Raw genomic sequence first — 13257 nt, forward strand, 5'->3', positions numbered from 1 at the left:
CTATACGAACGTACCGGACCCTGCTGAAACCGCTGTTTCTCCCTGATCTGCTCTGATACCCATAGCTCGAAAACATCGAGGAGGGATCATGGCGGGCGCGGATACCAAAACTGTTGGGCCGGCACTCGAGGCCGAACACGGTGCGCCCGTGGAGCAGGGCGCGACCCGCTACGCCTGGTACGTGCTGTCGATCCTGTTCCTCGTCTACGTGCTGAACTTCGTCGACCGGCAGATCATCTCGATCCTGGCGGAGGACATCAAGCGCGACCTGGGGCTGAAGGATCAGGATCTCGGCTTCCTGTACGGCACCGCGTTCGGGGTGTTCTATTCGTTGTTCGGGATCCCGCTGGGGCGGCTGGCGGACAATTGGCACCGCGTGCGGCTGATGACGATCGGGTTGTCGCTCTGGTCGGTGATGACCGCCTTGTCGGGGTTTTCGCGGACCGGCGGGCATCTGGCCGCGGCGCGGATCGGGGTCGGGATCGGCGAGGCGACCGCGAGCCCGTCGGCCTATTCGATCATCTCCGATTATTTCCCGAAGCGGCTGCGCGCGACCGCGCTCTCGATCTACTCCGCGGGGCTGTACGTCGGCGGGGGCTGTTCGTTGTTCATCGGCGGGCTGATCGTGCAGGGCTGGAACACGGCCTATCCGGGCGGCGGGCCGCTCGGGCTGGTCGGCTGGCAGGCGGCGTTCATGGCGGTCGGGCTGCCGGGGCTGTTGCTGGCGGTGTGGATTGCGACGCTGAAGGAGCCGATCCGCGGGCTGGTCGAGGGGCTGCCCGAGCCCGAGAAGCATCCGGCGCCGTTCCGCGCATTCGGCGCCGAGCTGGTGACGATCGTGCCGCCGCTGACGCTGATCGGTGCGGCGATGGGCGGGGCGCGCGCGCTCGGGTATAATCTGCTGGCGCTCGCGCTGGTGTCGGCGGCGGTGACCGGGCTGATCGAGGCGGGCGAGCCGTGGCCGCAATGGGTGGCGATCGGGATCGGCGTGTATGCAGTGTTCTCCTGGGCGTCGGCGTTGAAGCGCCGCGATCCGCCGACCTTCGCGCTGATCGTGGGGACGCCGGCGTTCCTGTGCACGGTCGTGGCGTATGGGCTGAACGCGTTCCTGAGCTATGCCGCGAGTTTCTGGGCGGCGCCCTATGCGTTGCGCGAGCTTGGCGTGACGCCGTCATCCGCGGGGTTCATGATAGGCAGCCTTGGCGCGACCGCGGGCTTTCTCGGGCTGACGATCGGCGGCGTGGTGTCGGACCGGTTGCGGCGCGGCAATCCGGCGGGGCGGTTGTGGGTGGTGATCTTCGGCGCGGTGGTGCCGGTGCCGTTTCTGGTGCTCGCCTTCACCGCCAGTGCGCCGACCGCCTTCTATACCGGGATATTCCTCGCGCAGCTGACCGCGTCGTGCGCGCTGGGTGCGGCGGCGGCGACGACTCAGGACATGGTGCTGCCGCGGATGCGCGGGACGGCGACCGCGACGTTCTTCATCGGGACGACGCTGATCGGGTTGGCGCTCGGGCCGTATATGGCGGGGCGGGTGTCGACGCTGACGGGGAGCCTGTCGATCGGCATGTTGTCGCTGCTGGTGGTGACGCCGATCACGCTGGCCTGTGCAGTGGCGGCGTACCGGCTGGCACCGCGCGCCGAGGCGACTCGGGAGGCGCGGGCTCGGGCTGCGGGGGAGGCGGTTTAGGGGATCTTCCTTCCGTCCGGCCTGCCGACGGCCTGACGCAGTTAGGAAAAGGGCGCCCCTCTCGTCTCGAGAGGGGCGCTGGTACTCAGCCGGCCTGGAACACGCCGCAGGCGATGCGGCCGCCGCTGTTGCCGGACGGGTCGGTCATCAGGTCGTCCGGTGCTGCATGCACCACGAACGCCGCGCCGTCTGCGTCGAGCAGTCCGGCCATCGTCGCGCCGGGGATCGTCATGCCGATCGTGCCGCGGCCGTCGGTGCCGATAATTAGGTTTGGCAGGTCGCCTTCGTGCGGGCCTTGCGGGTTCATGCTGCCGTGCTTCGTACCGGTCGGGTTCCAATGGCCACCCGCGGTCGTGAAGTCGGGTGCGTCGCAGCGGCCGACCGTGTGGATGTGCGCACCGTGCGTGCCGGGGGGCATCGCCTTCGCGTCGAGCGTGAAGCGGACACCGCCTGCAACTTCGGTCGCGGTGGCGCGGCCGACATCGACACCGTTTGCGGTCGTCAGCGTCGCGGTGGCGCGCTGGCCGCCCGCCATCGGGGTTCCGGTGTCCATTCCGCTCTTGGCGCAGGCGCCGAGGCCCATCGTTGCCGCGCCGAGCAGTGCCAGTGTCGCAATCCGCATATCGTCTCTCCCTGTTGATCTCTCTTGCGAACCCTTCGCCGTGGCTCAGGTTCCCCGCGGCGTATCGAGCGCCCATCGCGCGACGGGTTCGTAGGTCGCGCCGTCGCGCCCGAGATGGCTTTGGTACAGCACGAGATGGGGGAGCGGGAAGGGCGCGCTGGCAAGCCCGGCATGCTCCGCCAGCCATGGATCGACCGTGAACCCGACGCCGGCCGAGCGCGCGAGCCGCGCGACCGTCAGATGCGGGAGATAGGCGCGGCGTTCAGGCTCAAGACCCGCGCGGACGCAGGCCTGATCGACCTTGCGGTGGAGTGCAGCGAGCGCATCGTGCGGCGTTACGCCGACCCAGAGCGTATCGGTCCGCCCGCGTTCCTCGAATCGGCCGACTCCGGCGAGCGAGACGACCGGCGCGGGGGCTGCGACATGGCTCAGCGCGACCGCGATATCTTCCGCGACCGGCCGCTCGACCGCGCCGATGAAGCGCAGCGTGATGTGAAGCTGGTCGTCGTCCTGCCAGCGCGCGGCGGGGACGCCTTCCATTATGTCGAGCAAGCTCTGACGGATAGGCGGCGGAGGGCGGAGGGCGACGAAAAGACGGATCATGGGCATCAACAGGTTAACCGTCACTATGGCCCCCGATGCAACCACTCTGCTTGAAAAGCGTCGTGCAAGAGACGATATTCATCGTAACCGGCACGATGCCGGACAAAGGAGCTGATTTCACCATGGCTAATTGGTCTGACCCCCGGCCCCGCGCCACGTCGTTCGGAACGACGGCCACGGGGCAGCGTACCGAGGCCTATGACGCTGGTCTCCGGTCGTACATGCTGTCCGTCTACAACTATATGGGCTCGGCCGTGCTGCTGACCGGCATCGTCGCGATGCTGTTCGCCTGGGGCGGCGCCCAGTCGCCTGCCGCACAGGTGTTCATGAGCGGCGGCATCCTAAAGTACGTCATCATGTTCTCGCCGCTGGCGATCGTGTTCGGCATGAGCTTCGGCCAGAACCGGATGAGCACCGGCACGATGCAGATGCTCTTCTGGGGCTTTGCGGTCCTGATGGGCCTGTCGATGTCGACCATCTTCCTGGTCTATAGCGGCACGTCGATCGCGGGTGCGTTCTTCGCGACCGCTGCCGGTTTCGCCGGGCTGAGCCTCTATGGCTACACGACGAAGCGTGATCTGTCGGCATTCGGGACGTTCCTGATCATCGGCGTGGTCGGCCTGCTCGTCGCCAGCCTGATCAACATGTTCCTGCAGTCGGGCGTCATGCAGCTGGTCATCAGCGGCGTCGGCGTGCTGCTGTTCGCTGGCCTCACCGCCTATGACACGCAGCGTACCAAGAGCCTGTATGCGCAGGTCGCGGGCACCGACATGGTCGGCAAGGTCGTGATCATGTCGGCACTCAGCCTGTATCTCGACTTTATCAACATGTTCATGTTCGTGCTGCGTCTGTTCGGTAGCAGCCGCAACTAACTCCCGCTAAGGGTGTGACGAACGCAGGGCTCGGCGGGACACCGCCGGGCCCTTTTCTTTTGGCTTCAGGACAGGAATGGGACGCGCGATGCGGCTCTCGATCGACGTGCGTCTGGATTACGGGATCAGCGGAGATGCCGATGTGCTGCTCCAGATCGAAGCCGCGGCGATGGCCGACCAGACGATCGAGTCCGAATCGCTGACGATCTGGTCGGACAGTCCGATCCGCGCAGTCCGCGGCGAGGACGGGATCGGCCAGCGCTGCTGGTCGCGCGGGCATGGCCGATTCACCGCAGAGTATAAGTCGATCGTCGCGGTGTCGCGCGAGCGGGTCCAGCTCGAGTTGTATCCCGCAACTCCGCCGCGAATGCTCGATGGCGAGCTGACGCCGTATCTGATGCCCAGCCGCTATTGCCCTTCGGACCGTTTCGAGGGTTTTGTCGGGCGCGAGTTCGGTGGGCTGGAAGGCGGGCCGCTGGCCGCTGCGCTGACCGAATGGGTGTACCAGTCGCTCGACTATCGGTGCGGATCGAGCAGCGGCGAGACGACCGCGCTCGACACGTTCGCGTCGCGATCGGGCGTGTGTCGCGATTATTCGCATCTGCTCGTGTCGCTGGCGCGCGCGGGCGGGATCCCGGCGCGGTGCGTGTCGGCTTATGCCCCCGGCGTCGATCCGCCCGATTTCCATGCGGTGGCGGAGCTGTGGCTGGCGGGCGACTGGCGGCTGATCGACGCGACGAAGATGGCGACGTGCAGCGATATCGCGCGCGTGTGCGTCGGCCGTGATGCGACCGACATCGCGTTCATGACGGTGTTCGGGCAGGCGTATCTGTGGGAGCAGCGGGTCACGGTCACGCCGCTCGACTGAAGAGCCGTCCGTCATCCTGACGTTTGGGGGCGGGGGGCAGGAACGCTCTTGCCGCTGGACCGTTGGTCGTCGCAAAGTTTTCAAAGAGGGACAATCGCGATGACCGACATAGACAAGAGCGCACTCGACAGCCTTTCGGTCGCACCCGACGACAAGGATGCCGAGGGCAAGACCTCGGGCCGCGATCCGCGCCAGGAAGCGGGCCAGGACAAGTCGATCGCCAAGCGCCTGCAGAAGAACCCCGACAGCGCCGACGCGCGCCTCGACAACGGGCTGGACGAGTCGATGGACGGCAGCGATCCGATCTCGGCGACTCAGCCGGGGTCGGGCAACGAGCCGGCCAAGTCGTCGGGCTATGACGAGGATGCGGAGCGGGCGCTGCGCGAAAAGCAGGCATAACGCACTGTGATTGCCTGACGAATGGGCGTCGGTCGGAAACGACCGGCGCCTTTTTGTTGCCCGAACGTCGCGCAACGTAATCGAATCGCTCGATTTGGTTCGGTTCGTCGCACGCTTGTTGCAGCGCAACAGCTTTCATGGTCGCTTGGCGTTACGGAAAGATGACGCGCATTTCGGTCGTTGTTAACCATCCGAGCGCATAGTCTGCAGGTTCCTTGACAGAGCGGGGTGACGACATGGCTTCCAGAATGACACCGGCACAGGGCTCGACGACGCTGGCCGAGATGAAGGAATTCGCAGGCTTTCCCGGCGCCACGCAGCGCTATATCCGCCGGTCGCTCGATGTCGGGCTGGACCGCGAGGACGCGATGCTCCGCTGGTCGCGCGACGTCGTCGAGGCGGCAAGCATTCGGGCTCAGGCGCGGCTGTACAACTCGCTCCCCGATCTGCGCGCGCTGGTGCCCGACGACAGTGGGCTCGACTCGATCGAACCGTTCCTCGCGCCGCTGATGACGCTCGTCGCGTTCGACCTGGGACAGGGGCGATTGACGAGCTTCTCGGCGCTGCGCTTCCTGTACGAGCGGTTGATCGGTGCCGAGGTCCGGCCGTGGCTGCCATCGGCCTTTTGTGCGGCGGCGGCGCTGCCGCATCTGCATCCCGAATTGCGGCGCAAGCTGCTCCAGTCGATCAGCGAGGCGGCAGCGACCGCCTCGGGTTGGTCGAACCGGCAGCCGGCCTTCTTCCCCTATTGGGTTGAGAAGGTGGATTCGGGGACGACGCTGGCCAGCTGATCGCACCGCGCTATCGGCAGGCGCGCCAGCCCATCGATCCGCGATCGGCCTGGTCGAGATGCAGGTGATCGGCATGCGCGGCGTTATAGTCGGGGGACAAGGTCGTCGCGAACAGCGGGCAGGCGCCGTCGCGGACTTCGCGCAGGAACGCGGACTTGGCATCGCCGCGTTTCCAGTCGCGCACGACGGTAATGCGGGTGCCGTCGTTCAGGCGGAAGCCGGCAATGTCGACCGCGTCGGCGGTGGAATGCTCGCTCCAGTTGCCGGCATCGCGACCATAGATCCGCCGACAGCTATAGCTGCCGAAATGATCGATACTCGCGACCCGCGCCCCGAAACGACGCTCGGCGGCAGGCTGGACGATGTTCCATTCCCAAACCGACAGTGCCGCCGCGACCGGGCAGGCGACGCCGAGCCCGGGCGGTACGAACGCGATCTTGCGCGCGCCGCCGGTCAGCCTGACGCCGTCCGAATAGCCGCATTGTCCTTCGCCCTTGCGTGGCGGCAGGACAGTGTAGCGCACCCCGGCGCGATCGAGCAGCGCGCGGCATTGCGGGAAATCGCTGGTCAGCGCGGCCAGCTTGCGTCCGGTGAACATCCCGATCGGCTGGCCGAGATCGAGCGGTGCCCAGGGCAGGTCCTGCGGGCGGCCGCGAGTCATCGCCCAGAGCATCAGCGCCAGCGTCGCGACGACCGCCAGCCCGACGAGCCAGCCCAGGATCCGCCGCACCGCGCGCATCTCAGCCGCGCACCGCGTCGGACATCGGCTCCGACGTGATCGGATAGCCGAGATCGTGCGGGATGCAGAGATGCTCGACCTCGCCTCCCGCCGCGCTCCGCCGCATCTCCGTCCAGGGCGTGACAGTCCGTACCGGGTGCGCGCGCGCGTCCGCGACCGCGGCGTCGAAATAGGCGAACTGCGCGAGGCGCTCGAGATTGCGCCGCGTCGGGAAGATGATCGTCGCGCGGCCCGCGTCCGCCTGCGCGAGCACGTCGGCGGCGGTCGCCCAGAACAGCCGGACATTCTCCGTCGCATCGACCCGCGCCTCGGGCGCGTCCGCCGGCATCCGCGCCAGATAGAAGTGCGTGTCGAAGATCCGCGCATGCGCGTGCGCGGGCCGCCAGCGCGCGAAATATTCGAGCGAGTCGAGGTCGAGGCTGGCACCCGCCTCCGCCAGCGCCTCGCCCAACACGGTTCCGGCGTGGAGCATCGCGCGCAACCGCTCAAAGACCGCGGGGGGGGGCGTCGGCGAGAGGCCGATTGGCAGCCCGACCTCCTCGATCGTCTCGCGGATCGCGGCGATGCGCGCGGCGGCGTTGGTATCGGGGTGGCCCGACGCGGCGGCGAGGACATGGTCGCCCGGATCGATCCGGCCGCCAGGGAACACCAGTGCGCCGCCGGCGAACATCATCGCCTTTGCCCGCTCGACGAACAGCAGCTCGGGCGGCCCGGCGACTGAGTCGCGGAATAGCACGAGCGTCGCGGCGGGGATCGCTGGCGTGAGGGGCGGGATGTCGGTCATGTCGCGGTGTAACGCGCCACCCCGCGATCGGGTAGCGTGGGCAAAACGTCCAACGATCTCAACGCGCGGCCGGCGTCAGCGGAGCGACCGGTATCGTAATCGGCGGCGCCCTCGGCGCGGCATAGGACAGCGACCAGCCGGGCGGCAGATAGTCGGTCGACATGTAGTAATAGAACAGGCACGTCCCGTCGCGCCGGTAGGTACCGCCCTTGACGAGGCCAAGCGCGACCGTGCCGTCGAACACCGGTGCGCCGCTGTCGCCGCCCTTGCAGGTCGGGCCCTCGACCGCGACCCAGGTGGGCAGGCATGCACCGCCGCATAGATCGCCGGCGGGCGCGAAATCGACCATCGCGACCAGCGCGCAGCTATAGCCGGTCCGCTCGCCGCGATGGCAGACGAAATCGCCCGCACGCGTGCTTTCGCGGTTGCGCCAGGTCGAGACGGGTCGCGCGAGCGTCTTCGCCGTGTTGGCGTAGAAGGTCGCGGGGAAGGACGCGGGCAATGGAACGGCCGCCGCGACGGTGTTGATCTGGACGTCCTGATAGCCCCAGCCCCATTGCCCGACGAACTCGAGCGGCACGCTGCCCTGGCGCTGGTCGACATAGGTGAGCGCGTCGGGGCAATGCGCCGCGGTGGCGATGCCCGAGCGCGCTCCGTCGGTGACGACGAACCCGGTGGTGCAGGCATAGCGCTTGCCATCGACCGTCCCGACGACCCGTGCGCCGCCCTCAATCGTTGGCGTCGGGGCAATCGCCGCGGGGGCCGCGTCGCTGGAGATAGTCTGGGACGAGGGGCTGAGATCGCTGGTGGTTTGGTCGATCGCCTCGATCTGGACGGGAACGCCGGTCATAGCCGCGATCTGCGTCTGGACCGCGCCGTCGCGATCGCGCTCGGCATCGCGGCCGCTGATCATCACGACCAGCGCACCCGTGCGCGGATCGATCCCGAGCCCCGGCGGATGCGGCAGCGCCGCGCGGATCTGCGCCTGATGTGCGGCGATGACCGCGAGCATCCCCGTTCGGTTCATCGCGGCCCCGGTGCGGAACACGATCGGGACGTCGATGCCACCGGCAACGATCGACTGATCCGCGACTGGGTCCGTGCCGGTCAGCAGAATGACGATCCGATAGCTCGGGCGATGCTCGATCACGATCCCCGCCCAGCGCTCGCGATAGGTCTCGCGCAGGCGATCGGTGACGGCGACGCTATCGGCCTGGGCGCGCAGCCGGTGCATCGCCTCGTCGAGCGTCACGCCGAACGCGCGCGCATATTCGGCCGCATCCTGCATCAGTGCGTCGATGGGCATCTGGACGCGCGGGACGGGCGCCGTCGGAGCCTGCGCCATGACCGGTGGCTGGAGCGCGGTCAGCAGGGAAAGCGCCAGGGCGAGCCGGGCTCGAAACGTCGACATTGATCGGGCATCGCACAGGAGAAGCGGGGAAGGGCCTGGTGACATACCCAGGGGGTTCAAACACCTGCAATCCGCCGTTCGATCCCGCGATGGATAGCGTGTCGACACAGTCGCGCGGCGTGTCCTGGCGTGTCTGTCATATTTGAAACACCGCAGGACGGTGCGTGCGCGTTCGTTACGCCCGTACCGTCCTGCAGTGTCTGGTCCGTGCCGGCGATCGCCGGGTCAGATCAGCCCTTCATGCTGCATCGCGGTCTGCACCGAGGGGCGAGTCATCAGCCGATCGCGGAACGCGGCGAGCTTGGCGGGAACCTCGATCGCGTTCTTCTTCGCCCAGAGCAGCATGACGAACAGGTAGAAATCCGCCACGCTGACGTCGGCGCCAAGCAGGAAATCGCCCTTCATCGTATTCGCCAGATACGTCATCCGCTTGACGATCATGTCGGACGCCTTGGCCTTTTCGTCGTCACCGGCGCCCGAGAAGAACGGCTTGAAGCTCTTGTGGATCTCGGTCGAGATGAACGCGAGCGCTTCGAGCAGATGCGTGTGGCCCATCGCGCCCGCGGGTTTGAGCGCGGTATCCTGATGCGCGATCCAGTCGAGGATGGCGATGTTCTCGCTCAGCGTCTCACCCGAATCGAGCGTCAGCGCAGGCACATAGCCCTTGGGATTGATCGCGGTGTAATCGGCACCGCTCTCGGTCCGCTTGGCCTTCAAATCGACCTTTTCATGCTCGAACGACAATCCCGCTTCATGCAGCGCGATATGGTCTGCCAGGCTGCAGGCGCCGGGCGCATAATAGAGCTTCATCGGTTTTCTCTCCGTGGTGGACGGCGTGAACGCGCGGGATGTCGATCGGCTGCCCGGCCGTTCTGGGCGGCGGGCAGGAAACGGCTTATTCGAGATCGTCGTCGTCGATGACCACGACGTTGGCGTTGGGCCGCTGATCGGCGACATCGGCGCAGACGTCGAGAATCTCGTCGCTGAACCGTTCGAACAGTTCGAGCGCGTCGTTGTCGGGCTCGTCGCCGCTCAGTTCCTGGAGAACGGCATATTTGACGGCAAAGTCGCGCTCGTCGCCGTCGATTTCGGCGGTGAACTCGATCTGCTGCGCGATGTCGTTGTCGGTGAGGCTGGCTTGGTCGACGGTGATACGGCTGGGCATGGCGTGGGTCTCCTGGAAAAGGACAGGCACTGCCCAAGAGCGGTGACTCAGGCAAGGGGTCGCGTGTCGAACAGCGGCCGAGTGTGCGCGTCGCGGCGTATCAGGCGACCGGCATAACGACCGATATGGACCATGTTCCGTATCGCGGGCCGACCGGTTGAGGCGTAGTCTCAAACAGGCCGTCACAGCGGCCGGGACTCGCGGTGTTTCAGCCACGTCGCGTGTCCTGGGTGGAACTCCCTCTGTTGCCCTTAAAGGCCGCTGTGGCGCCACTATCGGGTGTATCCGAGCCGGTCTCGTCATGGCTCGGGGTGCCTGCAACTAGCCCGGTCCGCCACCGCAGCGGGCCCCGCGCAGCAAGGTGATGGAGATCCTGATGGATATCGTAACCCCGTTCCAGTTCTCGCTTGTGTACAACGCGTTCTCGTTCACCTTCGCAACGATGGCCGCGGCGACCGCGTTTCTCTGGCTCAGCCGGTCGCAGGTCGCGCCGGCGTATCGGACAGCGGTGACGATCTCGGGGCTGGTGACTGCAATCGCTGCCTATCATTATTTCCGCATCTTTGAGAGCTGGAACGCCGCCTATGACTTCAAGGACGGCGTGATCACCGCCACCGGCTTCGCGTTCAACGACGCCTATCGCTATGTCGACTGGCTGCTGACCGTGCCGCTGCTGCTCATCGAGCTCGTCCTCGTCATGCGGCTGTCGCCCGAACAGACATCGTCCAAGACAGTCCGTCTCGGGTTCGCGGCGGCGCTGATGATCGTGCTGGGCTATCCCGGCGAGATTGCGCTCGACATCCCGACCCGCGCGCTGTGGGGCACGCTGTCGTCGATCCCGTTCGTCTACATCGTCTGGGAATTGTTCCGCGGGCTTGGCGAATCCATCGAACAGCAGCCGGCCGCCGCACGCGATCTGGTGCGGCGCGCACGGCTGCTGACCTTCGCGTCGTGGGGCTTCTATCCGATCGTCTACATGGCCCCCTATGCCGGCCTGACCGGGGGCAATGTGACGACCGTCATCCAGCTCGGCTACACGATCGCGGACATCGTCGCGAAGGCCGGCGTCGGCGTGCTGATCTTCATGATCTCGTCGCGCAAGTCGCAGGCGGAGGGTCATGTCGCGGGGGTCCACGCCGCGTGACCGACGACCCGGCGGCACATGATGGCCGCTGACAGCCTCAACCACCGCCGCACCCGGATCGGGCGCGGCGGTGTCGTGCCTGTCGCGTTCTGGATCGTGGGGATGTATCTCGCAACAGCGCTCGCCGCGGGGATTCCGCTCGATGGGCGGACCGCGACGAGCATCGCGACTTTGGTCTTCATCGTGGGTGGCATGCCGCATGGCGCCTATGACATCGCGTTGCTCACGCGCGCGACGTGTCTGCGCAACGGCTGGCTCTGGCTGGCGGTGGCGGGCTATGTCGGCGTCGCGATCGGCATGGCGGTGCTGTGGGTGGTCGCGCCGGTGGTCGCGCTGATCCTGTTCCTGACGGTCGCGGCGATCCATTTTGGCGAGGACTGGACGATGCTCGACGAGCCGCTGCTCAAGATGGCGGCGGGCACTGCGATCATCGCCGCGGCGGCGATCGGCCACCCGTCGGAGGTCGCCGCGCTGTTCGTCACCATGGCAGGCGGCGCGGGCGGCACGGTGGTCGCGCGCGCGGCGATCGCGGTGGCGCCCGTCGCGTTGCTTGTGACGAGCGTGGGGATCTGGGTCGCGTGGCGCGAGGGCGCGCGCGAATGGGCGGCGGCGACCGCGGTCGCGATCATCGCACTGATCGTCCTGCCCCCGGTCGCGGGCTTCGCGCTGTTTTTCGTGTTCCTGCACTCGCCGCGCCACCTGAGCGACGCGCGCGCGCTGCTCGACGATATGCCGCGTGCGAAGTGGCTGACGACGGGCGCGGCGATGAGCGCGCTCGCAATCGGGGGGTGGTGGCTCTTCGCATCGGGTGTCGAGGCGTTACCCGCCGACATGACCGCTCAGGCCTTTCAGCTACTCGCCGCCGTCGCCTTGCCGCACCTGCTCCTGTCGCGCTGGCTCGAGCGGCGCCTGGCGCCTGCGGTATCCGGTCAGGGCGACGAATTTTGCGTGCGGGGAACGGATCCGTGATGCGCCACTCTACGCCGCTCAGCGACCCGGACTATTCCGCTAGTATCTGGTCCGCGAGGAGGCGGCCGGAGAGCCAGGCGCTTTCGATCCGCGGTGCCAGCAACCAGTCGCCGGCGGCGCCGAGACGCGTCCCGGCATTCCACAGCGCACCGCGATCGGTCGCGGTCGCGCGTGCGTAGCGCCAGCGATGCGCGGTGCGATAAATTGGCGTGGGAAGCGGGCGGTCAGCCTGGTCTGCCAGCGCGGTGTGCAGTCGCTCGGCGACGCTGTCGATCGAGTCTTCGAGGTGCGTCGTCGACCAGTCCGGCGTGGCCTGGATCACCCAGGTCTCCGGGCCGCTGCGCTCCGGCTTGGCGCTGTTGCGCGCGGCCCAACCGATGATCCCGGCGTGGCGGACGACGTCCTCGGTGATCGGGACGGGCTCGGCAAAGGCCAGCATCGCGGTCCAGCTTGGTGACGAGCGGCAGGCCTTGGCTTGGGCCGACATGGCCGGATCATGATCGGCCAAGAGCGCCGCGGCCTGCTCGGCGGGAACGGCGATAATGACCGCGTCGAACGGCGCGTCGGCTGATAGGGTGGGCATGAGTGGCGGAGGCGTGAGCGGATCGACGTGCCAGCCGGCGTCGCTGCGGCGGAGCGCGGTGACCTGGTGCTGCCAGTGGACCTGCGTCTGGTCCGCGAGATGCTTGACGATCGCGTTCATGCCGGGTGTGCCGACCCAGGCATCGTCCCCCGCCGCCGGCCAGCGCGCGACCACGCCGGCCGCAGCCCAGGTGTCGACCGCGGCGACGAAGGCGGGATCGCGCGCGGTCAGATATTGCGCGCCGTGATCGAACGCCGCGTTGCTTGCAGACGTCTCGACCCGCCGCGTCGACATCCGCCCACCGGCGCCGCGACCCTTGTCGAACAGCGTGACGTCATGCTCCGCGTCCTGCAGCCGCAGCGCGCAGGACAGACCGGCGATGCCGGCACCAACGATCGCAATTCTCATGACGCTCTCCGTGACACCCAGACGCGCGGGCCATGAACGCTCCGCTGTTGCGCGACAACAGCGGTTGCACGGGGCGTCGCGTCATCCTTGCGCAAAGTTGATCTCGCGCAACCGGACACGATGCAAGCCGGTGGCGATATGATCGTCCGCTGCCGGATTATGCGCGGAGGTGCCCTTGACGGCCTGGCTCCAGGGCAATCGAGCATGGGGCG

Annotated in this window: 15 protein-coding genes; 7 read left to right on the plus strand and 8 right to left on the minus strand. The window is 67.3% G+C overall.

What is annotated here, in order from left to right:
* Positions 1–88: 88 nt before the first annotated feature.
* A complete protein-coding gene (locus EV283_RS08885) occupies positions 89–1687 on the plus strand; it encodes an MFS transporter (RefSeq protein WP_130324522.1) in 1599 nt (532 codons plus the stop codon).
* A gap of 85 nt (positions 1688–1772) precedes the next feature.
* Here EV283_RS08885 and EV283_RS08890 read toward each other — a convergent pair whose 3' ends face one another.
* Positions 1773–2309, minus strand: a complete 537-nt coding sequence (locus tag EV283_RS08890; RefSeq protein WP_130324524.1) for a superoxide dismutase family protein — start codon at positions 2307–2309, stop codon at positions 1773–1775.
* 45 nt (positions 2310–2354) lie between these two features.
* Positions 2355–2912, minus strand: coding sequence for an RNA 2',3'-cyclic phosphodiesterase (thpR, locus tag EV283_RS08895; protein WP_130324526.1), 558 nt, complete (start codon positions 2910–2912; stop codon positions 2355–2357).
* Between the two features lie 122 nt (positions 2913–3034).
* Between thpR and EV283_RS08900 the strand changes: the two genes are divergently transcribed.
* The 4 genes from EV283_RS08900 (at position 3035) to EV283_RS08915 (ending at position 5842) form a co-directional block, all read left to right on the plus strand.
* Positions 3035–3784 carry a Bax inhibitor-1/YccA family protein gene (locus tag EV283_RS08900; protein ID WP_130324528.1) on the plus strand — a complete coding sequence of 250 codons (750 nt, stop codon included), beginning with the start codon at positions 3035–3037 and terminating at the stop codon, positions 3782–3784.
* Between the two features lie 88 nt (positions 3785–3872).
* A complete protein-coding gene (locus tag EV283_RS08905; RefSeq protein ID WP_130324530.1) occupies positions 3873–4652 on the plus strand; it encodes a transglutaminase family protein in 780 nt (259 codons plus the stop codon).
* A gap of 99 nt (positions 4653–4751) precedes the next feature.
* On the plus strand, positions 4752–5051 hold the full coding sequence (locus EV283_RS08910; RefSeq protein ID WP_130324532.1) for a hypothetical protein: 300 nt from the start codon (positions 4752–4754) through the stop codon (positions 5049–5051).
* 248 nt (positions 5052–5299) lie between these two features.
* Positions 5300–5842, plus strand: a complete 543-nt coding sequence (locus EV283_RS08915) for a hypothetical protein (protein WP_234422756.1) — start codon at positions 5300–5302, stop codon at positions 5840–5842.
* Between the two features lie 10 nt (positions 5843–5852).
* Here EV283_RS08915 and EV283_RS08920 read toward each other — a convergent pair whose 3' ends face one another.
* The 5 genes from EV283_RS08920 to EV283_RS19115 all read right to left on the minus strand — a co-directional run bounded on the left by EV283_RS08920 (position 5853) and on the right by EV283_RS19115 (position 9941).
* Positions 5853–6581, minus strand: a complete 729-nt coding sequence (locus EV283_RS08920) for an extensin family protein (protein ID WP_130324534.1) — start codon at positions 6579–6581, stop codon at positions 5853–5855.
* A 1-nt stretch (position 6582) separates the two neighbouring features.
* Entirely contained in the window at positions 6583–7365 is a 783-nt protein-coding gene (locus EV283_RS08925; protein ID WP_130324536.1) for an NUDIX hydrolase, read from the minus strand.
* A 58-nt stretch (positions 7366–7423) separates the two neighbouring features.
* Positions 7424–8776, minus strand: coding sequence for a hypothetical protein (locus tag EV283_RS08930; RefSeq protein WP_207223064.1), 1353 nt, complete (start codon positions 8774–8776; stop codon positions 7424–7426).
* Between the two features lie 225 nt (positions 8777–9001).
* Positions 9002–9586 carry a glutathione S-transferase N-terminal domain-containing protein gene (locus EV283_RS08935; RefSeq protein WP_130324538.1) on the minus strand — a complete coding sequence of 195 codons (585 nt, stop codon included), beginning with the start codon at positions 9584–9586 and terminating at the stop codon, positions 9002–9004.
* A gap of 85 nt (positions 9587–9671) precedes the next feature.
* Positions 9672–9941, minus strand: coding sequence for a DUF1488 family protein (locus tag EV283_RS19115; protein ID WP_056417631.1), 270 nt, complete (start codon positions 9939–9941; stop codon positions 9672–9674).
* Positions 9942–10317: 376 nt separating this feature from the next.
* On the opposite strand from EV283_RS19115, the gene EV283_RS08945 reads away from it, so the two are divergent.
* Together EV283_RS08945 and EV283_RS08950 are read left to right on the plus strand one after the other, a co-directional pair.
* Positions 10318–11085 carry a bacteriorhodopsin-like gene (locus EV283_RS08945; protein WP_130324542.1) on the plus strand — a complete coding sequence of 256 codons (768 nt, stop codon included), beginning with the start codon at positions 10318–10320 and terminating at the stop codon, positions 11083–11085.
* A gap of 18 nt (positions 11086–11103) precedes the next feature.
* On the plus strand, positions 11104–12054 hold the full coding sequence (locus EV283_RS08950; protein WP_242615882.1) for a Brp/Blh family beta-carotene 15,15'-dioxygenase: 951 nt from the start codon (positions 11104–11106) through the stop codon (positions 12052–12054).
* 31 nt (positions 12055–12085) lie between these two features.
* On the opposite strand, the gene EV283_RS08955 is transcribed toward EV283_RS08950, so the two are convergent.
* A complete protein-coding gene (locus EV283_RS08955; protein ID WP_130324544.1) occupies positions 12086–13045 on the minus strand; it encodes an FAD-dependent oxidoreductase in 960 nt (319 codons plus the stop codon).
* Positions 13046–13257 lie beyond the last annotated feature (212 nt).

It is taken from the genome of Sphingomonas sp. BK036, assembly GCF_004216825.1.
In the GTDB taxonomy this organism is placed as follows: domain Bacteria; phylum Pseudomonadota; class Alphaproteobacteria; order Sphingomonadales; family Sphingomonadaceae; genus Sphingomonas.